The sequence below is a fragment of the Streptomyces sp. NPDC085524 genome, from assembly GCF_044541755.1.
In the GTDB taxonomy this organism is placed as follows: Bacteria; Actinomycetota; Actinomycetes; order Streptomycetales; family Streptomycetaceae; genus Streptomyces.
Map to the genome: position 1 here is coordinate 94,193 of NZ_JBITTH010000006.1, position 17,507 is coordinate 111,699.

Annotated in this window: 13 protein-coding genes; 12 read left to right on the forward strand and 1 reads right to left on the reverse strand. The window is 71.1% G+C overall.

What is annotated here, in order from left to right; translation table 11 throughout:
• Window positions 1-63: 63 nt before the first annotated feature.
• Complete coding sequence (locus tag ACIGFK_RS10900; RefSeq protein ID WP_400051273.1) at window positions 64-1,272, reverse strand: serine hydrolase domain-containing protein; 1,209 nt, start codon at window positions 1,270-1,272, stop codon at window positions 64-66.
• 241 nt (window positions 1,273-1,513) lie between these two features.
• Here ACIGFK_RS10900 and ACIGFK_RS10905 point away from each other — a divergent pair, with 241 nt between their 5' ends.
• The 12 genes from ACIGFK_RS10905 to ACIGFK_RS10960 all read left to right on the forward strand — a co-directional run bounded on the left by ACIGFK_RS10905 (window position 1,514) and on the right by ACIGFK_RS10960 (window position 17,497).
• Window positions 1,514-1,921, forward strand: coding sequence for a hypothetical protein (locus ACIGFK_RS10905; protein WP_400051275.1), 408 nt, complete (start codon window positions 1,514-1,516; stop codon window positions 1,919-1,921).
• A 107-nt stretch (window positions 1,922-2,028) separates the two neighbouring features.
• Window positions 2,029-3,384, forward strand: coding sequence for a type VII secretion integral membrane protein EccD (gene eccD / locus ACIGFK_RS10910; protein ID WP_386464415.1), 1,356 nt, complete (start codon window positions 2,029-2,031; stop codon window positions 3,382-3,384).
• Window positions 3,385-3,444: 60 nt separating this feature from the next.
• Window positions 3,445-5,124 carry a hypothetical protein gene (locus ACIGFK_RS10915; RefSeq protein WP_400051277.1) on the forward strand — a complete coding sequence of 560 codons (1,680 nt, stop codon included), beginning with the start codon at window positions 3,445-3,447 and terminating at the stop codon, window positions 5,122-5,124.
• 118 nt (window positions 5,125-5,242) lie between these two features.
• Window positions 5,243-9,217: a type VII secretion protein EccCa gene (gene eccCa / locus ACIGFK_RS10920; RefSeq protein ID WP_376656336.1), complete on the forward strand. Its 3,975-nt coding sequence runs from the start codon at window positions 5,243-5,245 to the stop codon at window positions 9,215-9,217.
• A gap of 16 nt (window positions 9,218-9,233) precedes the next feature.
• Window positions 9,234-10,652 (forward strand): DUF6177 family protein, encoded by a 1,419-nt coding sequence (locus tag ACIGFK_RS10925; protein ID WP_376656335.1) that lies wholly within the window; start codon window positions 9,234-9,236, stop codon window positions 10,650-10,652.
• Window positions 10,653-10,784: 132 nt separating this feature from the next.
• The gene (locus ACIGFK_RS10930) at window positions 10,785-11,117 is read left to right on the forward strand and encodes a hypothetical protein (RefSeq protein ID WP_376656334.1); all 333 of its coding nucleotides are present in this window, start codon (window positions 10,785-10,787) and stop codon (window positions 11,115-11,117) included.
• Between the two features lie 25 nt (window positions 11,118-11,142).
• Entirely contained in the window at window positions 11,143-11,454 is a 312-nt protein-coding gene (locus ACIGFK_RS10935; RefSeq protein WP_376656333.1) for a pore-forming ESAT-6 family protein, read from the forward strand.
• 74 nt (window positions 11,455-11,528) lie between these two features.
• Window positions 11,529-11,942, forward strand: a complete 414-nt coding sequence (locus ACIGFK_RS10940; protein WP_376656332.1) for a DUF6507 family protein — start codon at window positions 11,529-11,531, stop codon at window positions 11,940-11,942.
• Window positions 11,939-14,752, forward strand: coding sequence for a hypothetical protein (locus tag ACIGFK_RS10945; RefSeq protein ID WP_400051280.1), 2,814 nt, complete (start codon window positions 11,939-11,941; stop codon window positions 14,750-14,752). The genes ACIGFK_RS10940 and ACIGFK_RS10945 overlap by 4 nt, the downstream gene beginning before the upstream one ends.
• A 77-nt stretch (window positions 14,753-14,829) precedes the next feature.
• Complete coding sequence (locus ACIGFK_RS10950) at window positions 14,830-15,615, forward strand: immunity 49 family protein (protein WP_400051282.1); 786 nt, start codon at window positions 14,830-14,832, stop codon at window positions 15,613-15,615.
• Between the two features lie 143 nt (window positions 15,616-15,758).
• The gene (locus ACIGFK_RS10955; RefSeq protein ID WP_400051284.1) at window positions 15,759-16,610 is read left to right on the forward strand and encodes an immunity 49 family protein; all 852 of its coding nucleotides are present in this window, start codon (window positions 15,759-15,761) and stop codon (window positions 16,608-16,610) included.
• Entirely contained in the window at window positions 16,607-17,497 is an 891-nt protein-coding gene (locus ACIGFK_RS10960; protein ID WP_386464442.1) for an immunity 49 family protein, read from the forward strand. Before ACIGFK_RS10955 ends, ACIGFK_RS10960 begins: the two co-directional genes overlap by 4 nt.
• The last annotated feature ends 10 nt before the right edge of the window (window positions 17,498-17,507 follow it).

Below are 17,507 nucleotides of genomic sequence, written 5' to 3' on the forward strand. Positions count from 1 at the left end.
CCTGCGCGCCGGACCCATTGTGCGCGCAGGGACGGACGTCCCCCGGGGCGGTACGCGGCCGCCCTACTTGGTGGTGGACTGGGCGGGCAGCGTATAGACGTTGTCCGGCGTCACGATCCTGGTGATGGCCTCGGCGAACAGCGTGCTCGGCTCCTCGCCCTCCGCGGTGATGTCGGTGTTGAGCATGATGACCATCGTGGCCTTCGCCTGCGGCATGTAGGTGACGACGGCCTCGTACCCCGGCAGCGAGCCGTTGTGCCCGATCCAGCCGTGGAGGTTGAAGATCCCCAGGCCGTAACCCGTGCCCGGCAGGGCGTCGATGACCTTCAGCCGCTGGGCCTGCGTGGCGGGCTCCAGCAGCGACCCGGTGGCCAGGGTCTTCGCCCAGGACGTCATGTCGTCGAGGTTGGAGATCATCGCTCCTGCGGCCCAGCCCCAGGACGGGTTCCAGTCGGTCGCGTCCTCGACCTTCCCGCTCTGCGTCTGGTTCGTGTAGCCGTGGGCGTGCGGGCTGGGGAACTCCGCACCCTTGGGGAAGAGCGTGTGCTTCAGCCCGGCGGGCGCGACCACCCTGTTGTTGATGTAGTCGTCGAGCTGCTGCCCGGTCTCCTTCTCCACGACCAGCCCGAGCAGGATCAGATTGGTGTTGGAGTAGTAGAACTTCGCGCCCGGCTCGAACATCACCGGGTGTTTGAAGGAGTACGCGAGCAGCTCCTGCGGGGTGAACGGCCGGTCCGGGTCGGCGAAGAACGCCTTGTCGAACCCCGGGTCCTCGGAGTAGTTGAACAGCCCGCTGCGCATCTCCGCGAGCTGGCGCAGCGTGATCCGGTCCCCGTTCGGGACCCCGGCGACGTACGTGCCGATGGGGTCGTCCAGGCCGACCTTGCCCTGGTCGACGAGCTGGAGCAGCGCGGTCACCGTGAAGGTCTTGGTCACGCTGCCGATCCGCATGTTCAGGTCCGTCCGCATGGGGGCGCGGGTCGCCTTGTCGGCGATGCCGAAGGCCTTCACGTACTCGCCCTTGCCGGGCGCGGAGAGGTGCACCATCACCCCGGGCACGTGGGCCTGGGCCATCACCTTGCGCACGGCCTCGTCCAGCTGCTGCTTCACGGCTGGTGTGAGCTGCGCGAAGTCCCCGTCGTCCCGGACCGGCGCCGCGACCGGCGCGGCCCGTGGAGCGCTCCAGGCACTGCCGGCCGCCGCCCCGAGGGGCACCACGGCCATCCCGATGGCGGCTGCTGCGACCGCCGCCCTCCGCACGCGTGTGACCATGCCGGGCCCTCCTGCACCACAGATGCCCCCGCCCCTCCAACGTAGCCCCGCCCCCCTGCCCCGGCGACCGCAGCGGGGGCGGGCCACGGGTTGCGTCCCGGGCCTGGACGTGCCCACCGCTCGGACATGCTCTATGTTGCAGAGGCAAAAACGGGAGCTTCGCACGGCCGTTCGCTCGGTGGCGGGCCTCCGGAGCGGTAGTTGGCACTCGACGAGCCGAGACTGAGGCGACGGACGACGGATGGCACGGGACTACGACAGCCAGCTTCTGGAATCGGTGGCAGTACGCCGCCGCAGGATGAGGGACGCGCTGCTGTTCGGCGCGCAGCGGGCGCGGCGCACCGCCGACGAGCGCCTCGGGAAGATGTTCGCGGGCATCGCCATCGCGGCCGTCCTGTGCGCGGGTTGCGTCGGCTGGTCCTTCGTGCAGCACACGCTCGCGAAGCAGAAGGCCGAGCAGCAGAAGCAGCAACAGCAACAGCAGCCGGTCCCGCTCCCGCAGCCCGGGCAGTCGTCGAAGTCGAAGCAGCCGTCGGCACCGGCGAGCCCGTCGGCGTCGTCCGGACCCTCCAAGACGCCGAAGACGCCCAAGACTTCGCAGCCCTCGCACACCCCCACGGCCAAGTCGCCGAAGCCGTCGCATTCGTAGAAGAAGGATCGGCGACGTGCAGATCCGGGAGAGTTCACAGTCCGGCCGCAGAGCTACGTCCCTTTAGTCCCGAAAGGTCGCAACGCCGCGATGATAGGTTCCCGTAAGTGGTGAGCACAGCAACGACTTCCCGGGCGCAATTGAGCCGGGTGACCCTCGTCGGCGAGCGGCGCCGGGCGGACATCGTCCTGCCCTCGGACACCCCGATCGGGCAGCTGCTCCCCGACATCCTCTACCTGCTCGACGACCGGGCCGCATCGCGTCCGATGACCCGTCAGCTGATCACGTCCGACGGTTCCGCGCTGCCGCACGACAGCACGCTCGCGTCGGCCGGGATAGCCGACGGCGCCGTCCTCCGGCTCGTCAGGACCCACTCCGCGCCGCCCGCCCCCGTCGTCCACGACGTCACGGACCTGGTCGCAGACGACCTCGACCTGCAGGCCTGGCGCTGGCGGCCCGCCGCCCGCCGGGCCAGTGCCGGGGTGGCGACCGTCGCGATCACGGTCACCGCCGCACTGCTCGCGCGCCGCGAGTTCGCACTCGGCGCCCTGGCCGGCGCCCTCGCGGCCGTCACGGTCGTACTGCTCGCGGCCGGCGCGCTCGTCGCCCGCAACGGGCGCGGCAACCAGGGCCTGTCGACCGCCCTCCTGCTCGCCTCCGGCGGGCTGGGCGTGCTCGCCGCGTGGACCGCCGCGGACGCCGGCCACTGGTCGGGGGTCGTCCGGCTCGCCGCCGTCGCGGGCGCGCTCGTCCTGATGCTGGTGATGCTCGGCTTCTTCTCGCCGCTCGGCCGCGGCGGGCTGATGGGAGCCGCGGCCATCGCCGTGCTCACCGCCCTGTGGGAGGCCGTCGCCGTCCTCCAGGACGACCCGGCCCGGCTCGGCGCGGTCATGGCCCTGTGCTCCGTGGTGCTGCTCGGCCTGCTGCCGCGGCTCGCCCTGATGGCCTCGGGGCTCACCGCGCTCGACGACCGCCGCTCCGGCGGCACCTCCGTCAGCCGCCACGAGGTGGGCAACGCGCTCGCCGCCACGCACCGCGGGCTCGCCCTCGCGACGATCGCCACCGCCGTCTCGGCGGCGGCCGCCGGCTGGCTGCTGACGCTGGCCGGGAAGCCCAGCGTGTGGACGGTGGCACTGCCGGCGCTCGTCGCCGTGGTGCTGCTGTCGAGGGCCCGGGCCTTCCCGCTGGTCGCGGAGGTCGTGGCCCTGTTCACCGCCGCTGCGGTGCTCGTCGTACGGCTCGTGATGCTGTGGGGCGAGCACGGCGGGGGCGCCGGGCCGCTGGCCGTCCTGGGTGTGGCCGCGCTGCTGCCGCTGCTCGTCCTCGCGGTGCAGCCGCCGGAGCACGTGCGGGTCCGGCTGGGGCGTGCCGCCGATCTCGTCGAGTCGGTCGGCATGGTGGGGCTCTTCCCGCTCGCCGTCGGGGTGTTCGGCGTGTACGGGCAGCTGCTCAACAAGTTCTGAGTCAACGCGCAGGCGCTCCGGGCGGGGCAGCAGGTCGAAGGAAGAGGGGCAGGGGCAGACATGCCGAGCGGAGACAACTGGCAGGGCGACGTCCTGCGCGACCTGAGGGCCGGGCAGGCGGCCGGGCAGGCGGACCAGAACCCCCCGCACCCGGACCAGGAGGCCCAGCACCCGGGCCAGCAGGCCTCGCACCCCGTGCACCCGGGCCAAGGGGCACCGCAGGCCCAGCAGCCCTCGGTCCCGCACCCGGGCCAGGGGGCACCGCAGCACGCGCAGCCCCAGCCGGGCCCCGGCGCACCGCAGCCCGGGCACCCCGCGGCAGCGGGCCCGCAGGGGTTCCCCGGGCACGCCGGCCAGGCGCCCGCGTACGGCTACCCGGGCCCGGAGCAGGCACAGGCCGCGGGCCACGCGGCCGGGCCACAGGCATCCCCCGGTGCGCCCGCCGCCCGGCAGGGCCAGGCCCCCGCATACGGCTACGAGGCACAGGCGCAGGCCCACGCGCCCGGGCCGCAGAAGTTCCCCGGCCACGACCCCGCCCAGCAGGGCCAGGCCCCGGCGTACGGCTACGAAGCCCAGGCACAGGCACAGGCCCACGCGCCCGGACCGCAGGGGTTCCCCGGCCACGACCCCGCCCGGCAGGGCCAGGCCCCGGCATACGGCTACCCGGGCCCCGACCAGGCACAGGGCCAGGGACACCCCGCCGCCCAGCAGGGCCAGGGCCACGCGGCCGGATACGGCTACCCGGGCCAGACCCCGTCCCACTCCCACCCGCAGCAGCAGGCGAAGCCGCAGCCGCGCCGCGCGTCCGTGGGGGCCCGCACCCCCGACTCCCGGCCCCCGGTCGACCCCGCGCTGGCCGCGGCCGGCCGCAAGCCCCTGCACGGGGAGGCCTTCGGCGCCCGCGCCACCCGCGCCGTACGCCGAATCGTTTCCTCATCCGCCGCCCGCGAGGTCGCCGACGCCACCCGCTCCGCCGAGCTGCTCCAGCAGTCCGTGACCACCGGCCGCCAGATCGCCGTCACCTCCATCCGCGGCGGCGCCGGAAAGTCCACCGTCGCGGCCCTGCTCGGCACCACGTACGCCCACTACCGGCAGGACCCCGTCCTCTTCGTCGAGGCCGACCCCGCCCTGGGCTCGCTGCCGATCCGGCTGGGCGCCGAGTCCCTGCGCTGGACCACCGGCGACATCGCGGACATCGTCGAGCCCCAGATGTCGCTGCTCGACATCACCGGCTACCTGGTCCAGCTCCACGACAACGCCTGGCTGCTGCCCGGCAGCCAGGGCCAGATCGGCGCGATGCTCGACACCCGCTCCTACGAGCGGGCCATGGTCGCCCTGCGCCGCTACTTCGGCGTGACCGTCGTCGACTGCGAGACGCTCCCCGCCGAGGTCGCCCGCGTCGCGCTCACCGCCTCCCAGGCGCGCGTCCTGACCACCCCCGCGACCCTGGACGGGGTCATGAGCACGTACGCGGTCCTCCAGTGGATGCAGGGCCTGCCCCAGCACGTGATCGCCGGCACGGTCGTCGTGCTCACCGAGCAGGCCCCGCACTCCGGCATCGACCTCGCCGAGGCCGTCCGCAGCCTCGAGTCCACCGGGACGGGCGTGCACGTCCTGCCGTACGACCGCCACCTCGCGGCCGGCGGCCGCATCCGCACCGAACTGCTCGCCCACTCCACCAGGCAGACCACCGCCCGGCTCGCCGCGGACGTCTTCCAGCTGTCCCAGCAGCGCCACTGACCGGCATGCCGAGCCCGACTGCGACGCCCCGGACCGTACCGAGCCCGACCCCGGCGACGAGCCAGAACCCGACGAGCCAGACCGTGACGAGCCAGACCGCGAATGGCGGACGACAACGATGAGCACCCGACTGATCCACCGCCCGGCCAGGACCGTCCGGCCCCTGGTCGCCCCTGCCGCACGCCTCATCGAGGCCCCGCCCAACCTCCCCGAGGGGAAAGCGGGCAACATCGCGATGTCGCTGCTGCCCGTGGCCGGAGTCATGTCGTCCGTCGTGATGATGACGGTCGTCCGCAACAGCCAGTTCGCCGGGCTCGGCGCGCTGATCCTCGTCGTCACCGTCATCGGCTCCCTCGCGCTCGTCTTCTCGCAGCGCGGCAAGGCCCAGCGCACCCGCCGCACCCAGCGCGAGGCCTATCTCGCCTACCTGGAGGACCTGCGCGAGGAGCTCGCCGGCGAGGAGCGCGAGCGCGGCGAGCTCGCCGACGTGCTCAACCCGCCGCCGCACGCCCTGTACGACATCGTCCGCGACCCGGCCCGGCTGTGGGAGCGCCGCCGCGTCGACGGCGACTTCCTGCGCGTGCGCGTCGGCACCGGCGAAATGCCCGTACGCGACCTGCAGATCGGCCAGCAGGGCTCCACCGTCCTCACCCCGCCCGACCGCTTCATGCTCAACGAGGCCTCGGCGCTGACGGCCCGCTTCCGGGGCGGCACCGACCTCCCGCTCACCGTTCCGCTCGACCGCGTCGGCAACATCAGCGTCATCGGCCCCCGCGAGGACTGCCTGCGCGTCGCCCGCGCCCTGCTGGTCCAGGCCGCCGCCCTGCACGCCCCCGACGACGTGGCGATCGCCCTGGCCGTCCCCGGCGACCGGCTCCCCGACTGGGAGTGGGCCAAGTGGATGCCGCACCTCCTCGACACCGAGCAGCTCGACGGCCCCGTCGCCGCCCGCCGGATCGCCCCCTCCGCGGCCCAGCTCGCCCGGCAGATCGGCCCGGAGCTGCGCCGTCGCGCCTCCTACGCGGCCGAGGTGCGCCGCGGACTGTCCGGCCAGGACGCCCTGTCCATGACCTCGCGGCTGCTCGTCGTGACCGACGGACACGGCGAGGACGCCGTCGAACTGCCCCGCCCCGACGAGGCGGTGGGCCTGCGCGAGATGGGCGTCACCGTCCTCCACCTGCTCGACCAGCGCGTCCAGGAGCCCGGCCACGTCGGCGTGCGCATCACCGTCGAAGGCGACCGGGTGTTCATCGAGGACCTGCGCCAGGACGAGCCCATCAGCGCCCACGGCACCGTGGACGAGGTCGGCGTCCCCTTCGCGGAGGGCCTGGCCCGGATGCTCGCCCCGCTCCGGTTGTCCGCCGAGTCCCTCATCGACGCCCCGCTGTCCGGGCCCGTCGACTTCGCCGACCTCCTCGGCATCGACGACGTCGCCCGCCTCGACCTGGCGAGCCTGTGGGCCCCGCGCGGCGAACGCGCCTTCCTGCGCGTGCCCATCGGCATCAGCGACTCCCGGGAGCCCGTGCTGCTCGACCTGAAGGAATCCTCCGAGCTGGGCATGGGCCCGCACGGCCTGTGCGTCGGCGCGACCGGTTCCGGCAAGTCCGAGCTGCTGCGCACCCTCGTCCTCGCCCTGGTGGCCACGCACCCGCCGGAGGACCTCGCCCTGGTCCTCGTCGACTACAAGGGCGGTGCGACCTTCGCGCCGTTCGCGGACCTGCCGCACGTCGCGGGCGTCATCACCAACCTGGAGAACCAGGCCGGCCTCGTCGAGCGCGTGCACGCCTCGCTCGCCGGCGAGGTCAAGCGCCGCCAGCAGGTCCTCAAGGACGCGGGCAACGTCGCCGACATCGGCGACTACGCCGCGCTGCGCGCCGACCGCCGGCCCGACCTGGACCCGCTCCCGCACCTCTTCGTCGTCATCGACGAGTTCGGCGAACTGCTCACCGCGAAGCCCGACTTCATCGACCTGTTCCTGTCCATCGGCCGCATCGGCCGCTCCATCGGCGTGCACCTGCTGCTGTCCAGCCAGCGCATCGAGGGCGGCAAGCTCAAGGGCCTGGACACCTACCTCTCGTACCGCCTGGGCCTGCGCACCTTCTCCGCCGACGAGTCCCGCACCGTCCTGGACACCACCGACGCCTTCCACCTCCCGCCGCTGCCCGGCTTCGGCTACCTCAAGGTCGACACGAGCCACTACGAGCGCTTCAAGGCGAGCTACGTCTCCGGCGGATACCGCGGCCCCGTCCAGCGCGCGGAGGAGGTGGAGAGCGGCCCCCTCGTCCTGGAGTACGAGGCCTTCAACACGCTGTCCGAGCCGGAGAGCGCCGGCCCGCAGGAACCCTCCTCCCGGCGCCGGGAGACCGGGCCGACCGAGATGGGCGTCATCGTCGAGCAGCTGGAGCACGCCGCCGCTCCGGTGCGCCGCATCTGGCTGCCGCCGCTGCCCGCCGCGATCCCCCTGGACGCGGTCGGCGGCGGCCTCGACGTGGGCGTGCGCGGAATGCAGCTCTCCAAGCGCCGCGGACGGCTCACCGTGCCGCTCGGCCTGCTCGACGACCCGACCCGGCAGTGGCAGGGCGAGTGGTACCTCGACCTGACCGTCGCGGGCGGCCACGCCGCCGTCATCGGCGGCCCGCAGTCCGGCAAGACCACACTGCTGCGCACCCTCGTCCTCTCGCTCGCGCTGACCCACACCCCGCAGGAGGTCGGCGTCTACGGCCTCGACCTGGTCGGCGGCGGCCTCCAGGCACTGTCGGGCCTGCCGCACGTCGGCGGCATCGCGGGCCGCGCCGACCGCGAGCGCGCGGCCCGTACCGTCGAAGAGGTGCGGAACATGCTCGCGACCCGCGAGGACCTCTTCCGCGACCACGGCATCGACTCCGTGGAGCAGCTGCGCACCCTGCACGCGGCCGGCCGGCTGCCGGGGCTGGCCTCCGCCGAGATCGTCCTGGTCATCGACGGGTTCGGTGCGCTGCGCGACGACTTCGAGGAGCTCGACGACGCCATCGCCGACATCCTCAAGCGCGGCGGCGGCTACGGCATCCACGTCGTCGCCGGCATGCTCCGCTGGAACGACGTCCGCATCGCGACCCAGTCGAACTTCGGCACCCGCGTCGAGCTGCGCCTGAACGACCCCAGTGAGTCCAGCATCGAGCGCAAGCTCGCCGAGACCCTGTCGCCCGACGAGCCGGGCCGCGTGCTGACCGACGGCAAGCTCTTCGCGCAGGTGGCGCTGCCCCGGACGGACGGGCTGCGCGACACCGCCGAGCTGGGCGCGGTGCTGGAGCGCACGGCACGCACCATCCGCGCCACCTGGACCGGCGAGGCCGCCCAGCCGGTGCGGGTGCTGCCGCACGTACTGGAGCCGCACCTGCTGCCGGGTCCGGTCGCCGAGCCGAAGCGGGTCCCGATCGGCCTCGACCAGGGCGCGCTGGCGCCCGTACTGCTCGACCTGTTCCACCACGACCAGCACCTGCTGGTCATGGGCGACAGCGAGTGCGGCAAGACCAACCTGCTGAAGACCGTCGCGGCCGGGCTCATCGAGCGCTACGGCGAGGACGAGCTGGTCTTCGCGATCATGGACCCGCGGCGCAGTCTGCGCGGCGTGATCCCGGAGGAGTTCAACGGCGGCTACGCGTACAACGCCAAGATGTGCGCGGGCCTGGCCGCCGGCATCGCCACCGAGCTGGAGCGGCGGATGCCCGACGACAGCGCCCCGCTGGAGGACCTGGAGCCGGGCAGCTGGGGCGGCGGGCCGCGGATCGTCGTCCTCGTCGACGACTACGACGTGCTGACCACGGCCGGGCAGTCGCCGCTGCAGCCGTTCCTGCCGTACGTCCCGTCGGCCCAGGACATCGGCCTGCACTTCGTCCTGACCCGGCGCGTCGCGGGTGCCTCGCGCGGCATGTACGAGCCGCTGGTGCAGGGCCTGCGCGAATCGGGGGCCTCGGCGATCGTCATGGCGGGCGACCGCAGCGAGGGCCAGCTGTTCCCGGGGGTGTACGCCTCGCAGCAGCCCGCCGGGCGCGGCGTGCTCGTCCGCAGGGGCCAGTCCAACCGCCTGATCCAGACCGTGTACACCCCCGAGTGAAGGACCGCGCGACCACATGACCAAGGACGTCATAGCCCTGACCCAGCGGATGCCCGACCCGTGGGCGGTGCTCGCGGGCCTGCTCTCCGGGGGGCCGGACAAGCTGGTGAACGCCACGGGCGAGGGGGCGGTCGTCCAGCTCTGCGACGAGCAGGGCCGGCCGCTGGTCTCGGTCGAGGCGCCGATGCTGATCCAGGTCGAGGGCGAGGCCGAGCGGCTGCTCGGGGCCACCCCGCCGCGGGTCCCCTACTGGTGGACCGAGGCCCGCGCCACCACGGGCGTTCCCGACGCGGAGCGGCTCGCGGGGACCTTCGCGGGCCGCCTCGCCACCCTGTCCGGCGGCTCCGCCTGGCCGCCGGAGATGGCGCGCTCGCTGGGCGTGGTGCAGACCGACGGGGTGAGCGTCGCGCCCACGCCCGCGGCGGCGCAGCCCGCCGTCGACGCACTGACCCACAGCGTGGCGGTGATCATCATGGACCGCCCGGTCGTCGCCATGACGGCCTGGCTCGCCGACGCGTTCCGCGGCGCGGCGGCGGCCGAGCGGGGCCTGCAGATCGTGACCCCGCCCGGAACGGTGCTCTCCCCGGCGGTGCTGGCGAACATGCCGGGCTGGCCGTCGCGGTGGGTCGTACAGGACGAGCGGGAGGGCTACTACGACGGCCTCTCGGGTGCGGTGCTGCGCTGGCAGGACGGCATGTTCGGCACGCTGGTGTCCCCGCACGCCACCGAGGACGACCCGGCGACCCCGGTCGCGGCCTCGTACCAGGAGGTCGTGGACAGGGGCGAACGGCAGCTCGCCGTCACGTTCCGTACGGTCCACCCCGCGGACGACCGGCTGGTCCTCGGCGGAGCCCTGGAGACGGTGTGGCGCGAGCTGACCGGCGGGGCCCCGGCCGGGTGGGGCACGGCGGAGCCCGCCAACCTGCCCTGGTCGCCGGGCCGCCTCACCGACGTCGCCTACGCCCGCTCCCCCGAGCCGACGTGGTTCGTGGTCGTGGGCAGCCCGGAGCGCCCAGGCCTCGCCACGATCCGTGTGCGCCGCACGAAGACGGGCGTCGAGGAGGACGTCACCCTCGCGTTCGGCTACGGCGCCGACGAGGAGCTGCCGCTGGAGGCCCTGCACCGCACGGCGGAGGCCCTCGTCACCCGCCACCACCTCCAGTCGATGCTCGTACAGCTCCGCAAAGCCCGCCGCGACCTGCTGGTACCGCCGCGCTTCGAGGGGCCGGGGGTGCCGCTGGCCTTCGTGCTGGGCGCGGAGGAGGTCCGGAAGATGCCGGACGACCGGGCCGCGCGCACGCCACTGGCCGAACCGCCTTTGCGGCTGGGGCCGAAGACGCGTCCCGGCTACTACTACCCGCTGCCGGGGGACCCGTCGGACCTGTCGGGGTGGAGCGACTTCGAGCAGCTGGTGCGGCATCTGAAGGGTTCGTGAAGATCCCTGTCGGTATGTCATGAGTGAGTCACAACACGCTCGTTGCTGATTGCAGCAGCGATGTATGTTGATAGGACCAGAGATACTTTTGATCGTTCGTGCTGACGACTACGACGACTACGGGGGAGCGGGATGAAGTTCGACATGGGGACTCAGGTTCTTTCGAACCTGATGAAGGGGTCGCGGAATTCGAGTACGGACCTCGGTGCGCTGGTCAAGCAGCTGGTCCACGCCGCCCAGCCGCTGGAGGGCAAGTTCAACGGCCAGGGCAAGGTCGCGTTCGACTCGTTCAAGTCGCGCTCGGACTCGATCGCGGCCGAGCTGAACGCCTCGCTGTCGGCGATCCTGGGCGGCCAGTCGGGCATGGAGCAGGCCTTCGGCTCGGGTGACCAGGAGCAGGGCGAGAACGCCCGCCAGCAGCAGTCGGCGGCGAACTTCGACGCGGCCCGCTTCTCGGGCCGCTGATCTACTTCACGGGGAGTGATGTGTGATGGCCGGTGACAAGGACCGTCGTTCGTACGACATGGGCGCCTCGACGGAGGCGCAGGGCAACATCAAAGCGGTGATCGGCCAGCTGGAGCGGGTGATCGCCGAGCGCGACGCACAGGTGGCGGCCGCGATGGCGGACTTCGCGGCGGACGGCGTGTCGGACGACTACCACGCCAAGGAACAGCGCTGGAAGAACGCCTCGCAGGAGGTCAAGAACATCATCCACCTGCTGAACACGACGCTGGAGAAGAACGACGGCACGGCGCAGCAGACGCTGCAGCGCGCGAAGGCCGCGGTCGACAACATCGGCTGAGCCGAATCGTTTCAGCAGCACGGCAGGACAGTGCAGGACAGTAGGGCAGCGGGTTACACGGGGGTGGGTCGTCGATGACGTCATGGGACATCAAGCCGCAAGGCGTACAGGGCCAGTTGAAGACGGTCGGCGGCCACGCCGGTGATCTGGAGAAGGCCCTGAACACCCTGCTGACGGACATGTCACAGGCGGCGCAGTTCGCGGGCACGGCGATCATGGGCTCGCAGTCGAAGGTCGTCGGCCCGCTGGCCCCCGGCCAGGCGCGCAACGCCATGGGCCCGGTGGCGGCCGCCCTGGGTGAGTACCTCAAGGGCCGGGAGCCGGAGCTCAAGTCGATGACGGAGCGCATCGAGGCCTGCATGCGCGGCGCAGCGACGGCGACCAACGAGTACCTCCAGGGCGACATGGACCAGGCGAAGGCGGCCCAGGACGCCGCCCGCTCCGTGAACCTCCAGTACCTGCGCGAGCACTCGGGGGAGAAGAAGTGAGCAACGCACCGGTCGATCCGGCCGAAGTCCCCATCTTCACGGGCGATTTCGCGCAGTTGGACCTGAAGGTGAAGGCGATCTCCTCGGGCGGGGCCGCGATCTCGACGGCCGCGAGCGACGTCCACAGCAGCTTCGGCGGCCTGCAGGCCTTCTACCAGGCGCCGGAGGCCGACCAGCTCTTCGCGACGACGAAGCCCGTCTCCGACCTGGGCCTGAAGATCAGCTCCGACATGTGCACGATCGCGGGCGCCCTCGGCACGTACGCCCGGGACGCGGAGCCGATCGCAAAACGCCTCGACTCACTCAAAAAAGAAGCCGAAGCCTTCCGCACCAAGGTCACGAAAGACGAGCACTGGGACCGGGACGGCGACCTGATCGACGAGAACCTCGAGCGCCGCAACAAGATCGCCGAGGCCTGGGCCCAGTTCCAGGAGGTCGAAAGGGCCGCCCACGCCAAGATCGTCGCCCTGGTGGGCGGCACGCCCCTCACCAAGGACGACGGCTCCCACGGCAAGGGCATGTACGGCTACGACGCCGAGGCCCTGAAGCAGGCCAAGACCCTGCCGTGGGGCGAGGCGGTCGAGGAGGACATCCCCGCCTGGCAGATCTGGGAACACGCCTGGGAGTTCACCAAGGGCTTCTTCGTCGACGGCGTCTGGGGCACCCTCAAGGGCCTCGGCGGCCTCGTCGGCCTCCAGGGCTGGGACACCTTCAAGCAGTCCTGGACGGGCCTGGCCAAACTCGCCACGGGCCTCGCGATCGTCTCCATCCCCGGCGCCGGCCCGCTCTTCATGGCCGTCCCGGACGACAAGCTCCCCTCCTGGCTGCGCGATTCGCGCACCGCGATGAAGGAGACCGGCAAGGCCCTCCTCGCATGGGACCAGTGGGGCTCCAACCCGGGCCGCGCGGCGGGCGCGGTCACCTTCAACGTGATCACCACCATCGCCACGGGCGGCTCGGGCAGCGCGGCCGCGGGCGCGGGCAAGGCGGGCGCGGTCGCCAAGGCCCTGTCGGCGGCGGGCAAGGTGGGCCACTACGTCGACCCCATGACGTACGTCTTCAAGGGCGCCGGCGCCGGCATCTCGAAGATCGGCGACGTCATGACCGCCCTCAAGGGCATGGGCAAGGTCGAAGTCCCCAGCATCGACATCGACGGGGCCATCTCCCTCCCCGAGGGCACCGTCCACCTCCCGGACGGCGCGATCCACCTCCCGGACGGCGCACCGATCCCGGAGGGCGCGACCAAGCTCCCGGACGGCAACATCAAGCTTCCCGAGGGCACGGTCACCCTGCCCCCGGACGCGGTGAAGCTGCCCCACTTCGAGGGCAGCGAGGCGAAGTACGCCGACGGTGAAGGCAACCTGTACAAGGAGGACGGCAGCCTCCTGGAGGACGGTGCGCACGCGCCGAAGGAGAATCCCACCGCGGGCGCGGGGGTGCCGAAGACCGACGCCCCGAAGATCGACTCCCCGTCCACGGTCAAGGTCCCGGAACGCGAACTGGTCGGCGTGGGCGGCCGCGGCGGCGACGACGCCATCCGCCTCGGCTCCGACACCTCCAACCCGCTCCACCCGCTGGACAACGGCGCCCACGGCGGCCCGCACGGTATCGACAACACCCCCACGGGCCGCGCCGGCGACCACACCCCCGGCGGCCACGCCCCGGACAACATGCCGCGCAACGACCTGAACAACGGCCCCCACGGCAACGGCCCCCACCCGGACACCCCGACCACGCACTCCCCGGACGGCACGTCCGGCAGCGGCCACGGCACGGGCGGCACCCACCCGGACGGGGCAGGCGGCACCCACCCGGACGGCACGGGAACGGGCGGCGGCAACCACCAGCCCCCGTCCACGCGCGGCGCCCACCCTGACACGCCGGGCACGGGCGGCGGGGACGACGCGGCGCGCGGCGGCAACGCGGGACGGAACGCGAACCAGGAAGACCAACTGGTCCGGCGCACCCCCGAAGAAGCCAAGGCCATCCAGGACGAGCACGTCCGATTGGCCAATGAGGACCCCGCCTGGCGCAGCAAGTACTACGACGCGGCCAATCACCGCAGGCATGCGAATGAAATCGTCGACGGCCAGTACCTTCCCATTCTGAAGGACGTCGGCAATGGAAAATTCATATCCACTAGCGAACTACCTTATGGGCCCGCCGAAGAATTCCGCCTGAAGCCCGAAACTCCCAAGCTCGACAACCTCAGCCTCGAGCGGAAGAACGAACTCGACGGCCTCGCCGGGAAGCACAAGAAATACACGGATTTCGGGATTGCCGAGCGAGCTCACAAAGCCAACCCGACCGATGAGACCGCAGCCGCTCTGAAGGCGGCCAAGGATGCCATGGGTGACACCCCGATCAACACGAAGATCGGGGAGAAGCTGGGCGAGGCTTCAGCACGGTTCCACGTCATCCCGAAAGTCTTCCCCGACGCGGTGGAAGTCGCGGATCTCCCCAGCACTGCCAACGGTTCCCGCGCCTTCGATCAGCTGTACGAGCTGAAGAACGGCGACTATCTGATCGTCGAGGCAAAGGCGCCCGACGGACGACTCGCTTGGCGTCAGGGAGTAGGCGCCAACGCGAACAGGCTGGTCAGGCAGGGAACGCTGGAATACGCTCACACGATCGTCGACGAAATGTTCGAACGCGGCGGCCGGGACCGGGAGCTTGCAATCAAGCTCCGAATCGCCCTATTGGACGAAAAGGTCCAGTATGTCATGGTTCAGGCGAAGCATCATTCGGGCACCTATGCTGGTGGCGAGCTCCAGTACTTCAAGATCTTCAAGGAAGAGGGCCAGAGCTAGTGGCTACAGCCATTCCCCGTCACAGCATTTCCCGGCAGGACCTTCCGGGCCGCGAGCCGTCCCTCTCGGAACACACGATGATGCTGATCGACCGAATCGACAAGGCGCCTTTCGCCCTTGAGAACGCGATGTCGACGGCCCTCATCACCGCGTATGAACGGAGTGCGGTCGATCCCACCGCCACCTGGCTGGAGTCATGGGAGGCCTGGGTCGCGGCCATGCAGTGCGGTTCGGCCGTATTCACCGCTGCCACGACGACCGAGACCAGCGTGCAATGTCTCATCCACCACGAGACCCGCACGGTTCCGGCCTTCGTGGATCCCGAACCGTTCGTGGACGCGGGCCACTGGACCACTGCCTTCTACCTGGCGGTCATCTGCCGCAATGCAGAGCGCATCACAGCTCTGTGCAACGTTCCGCTGGCAAAGCTACGCGAATCGGGGTCGGTTTACGACGCGTACAACTACGCCTGGATCGAAACGCTCCAGGCCTTCTGGCTGGGCCGGCCGGACTTCGCCGACAAGCTCATGGAAGCGGCCCGGGGAACCGACCCCGACCTCCCGTCCATCGCCGGCCACGACCATGTCTCGCAGCTCTCATGGCCCCCCATGGACCTCCTCCGGTGGCGTGCCACCGGCTCACACGAGGAGTTCAACCGCTCGCTCGAAGAAGCGCTCCGCGCCCACAAGGCGTACTGGACGTCCGACCAGGGGCGTGCCGATTCCCCCTACGGATGGGTGGCCTTGGCCCCTCTGGCGATGGCCTGTCTGGCCCAGGACGCCGACTTCCCCATCGAGGTCGAGTCCGAATACCTGCCCGAGCACCTCCTCAAGGGCACGTGGGCCGGGGAATTCCCCACGTGAGCAGCCCGGTGGTCCTGAGCGTGTCCCGCCAGGACCACCCGAACGAACCGGACTGCTTCCCCCGAGTCCTCCTCGCCTTCGCCCGGCCAGAGGCATTCGACGCCTGACAGAATTCGCATCAAGTTCTTTTGAGGAGAGGCGCGTTGGTCTCGAATGTCTCCCGCCACTCGTTTCCTACGGGGAACGCGGAAGCTGGCCTCGCCTTTCTCGAGGAGAGTGCGCAAGCCTGGCTCAGCGGTCTGGAAGGACGCTCCACCACTCTTGGTGAGGCCCTGGACAGCACGTTCATCGTCGCCCAGGCACGCTGCCTGATGGATCCGCGGGCTGCGATCTATCCCACCTGGGATGCCTGGGTGACCGCGATGCAGGTCGGGTCAGCCTTGTTCGCCGCGGCGACCACCACTGAGCCCCACGTCCAGTGCCGCATCGCGCACAAGGACCTCACGCTCGAAGCCACCGGTCCGCAGCCCTACGTGACCCCGGCGGCCTGGGTCACCGCGTTCTACCTGGCCGTGGTGTGCCGCGAGCGTGACCGGATCACCGCCCTCTGCCGGGTACCGCTGTCACTGCTCCGGGAGAACGGCGGTGTCACCCAGGAATTCGAGTACGCCTGGATCGACACCCTCCAGACCTACTGGCTCGGTGGTCCCGACCTCGGCCAGAAGCTCGTGGCGGCGATCGACGGCACCGATCCGGAGGTCGCAACAGACCCGGAGACGGTGGGCCGGCTGTTCTACCCGCCGATGGAGATGTTCCACCGCATCATCCGCAACGATGAGGCGGGGTTCAACCGCGCCTTCACGGCCGCCCTGCAGTGGCACCAGGAGTACTGGACCCAGGATGACCGGTCCCAGCTGATCTCCAGCCTTGTCGCGCTCGCCCCGCTCGCCATGGCCTGCTTCGCCCGAGAAGCCGGCATCTCGATCGAGGTCGAGTCCGACTACGTGCCGGCGGTGCTGCTGAAGGGCAACTGGCTCGGCGAATTCCCCACGTGACGAACTCCTCCCCGGGTGCGGAGCGCTGGGCCGTGAGCCTGCCCCGCTACGACTATCAGAAAGACGAGTGGGCGACGGTTGTTCCCGTCATGGAGAGGTCGCTGTCCTATTCGCTGGAAGAGATCGAGATCTCCCACAACTCCAGGTCGGGCGCGGTCATGAGGTCGCTGAACGTCGCCCTTGTCCGCTGTGTCGGGGACCCCACGGCCGGCATGCTTGAGACGTGGGAATCCTGGCTGCTGGCCATGCAGGTGCACTCGGCCGTCTTCGCCGCCACCGCCCCCGACCAGGAAACGGTCACCTGCAAGATCCGCCAGGAGGAACGCCACCTCGCCACCACCGGACGGCAGACCTACCTCCACGCGGACACCTGGCTCGACGCCTTCTACCTCGCGGTCATCTGCCGTGAAGCAGCCCGCCTCGACATGCTTGCCCAGATCCCGGTGTCCCTGCTGCGCGACTTCGGCGGCGCCCTGGACGAGTACACCTACGCCTGGGTGGAAACCCTCCAGAGCTTCTGGCTCCGCCGGGACGACCTGCAAACCCACTTGGTGCGGGCTGTGGACCTGAGCTCGGCCGAGCACGCCCGCGTCATCGACGCGGAGGAGATGACCAAACTCCGGTACCCGCCGATCATGATGCTCTACCACTACCTGCGCAACGACGTCGCCGGGTTCAACAACGCCCTGGCCGACGCCGTCCGCTGGCACAAGGAGTACTGGACCGCCGACGAGGACCGCACCGTACAGGTTCTCGGCATCGTCGCCCTCGCCCCACTGGCCATCGCCTGCCTGGCGAAGGCCAACGGCATCCCCGTCGAGTTGGAGTCCGAGTACCTCCCCGAGGCCCTCCTCGACTTCCTCTGGCGCGGCGAGTTGGACGCGTAGTGTCCCCGGC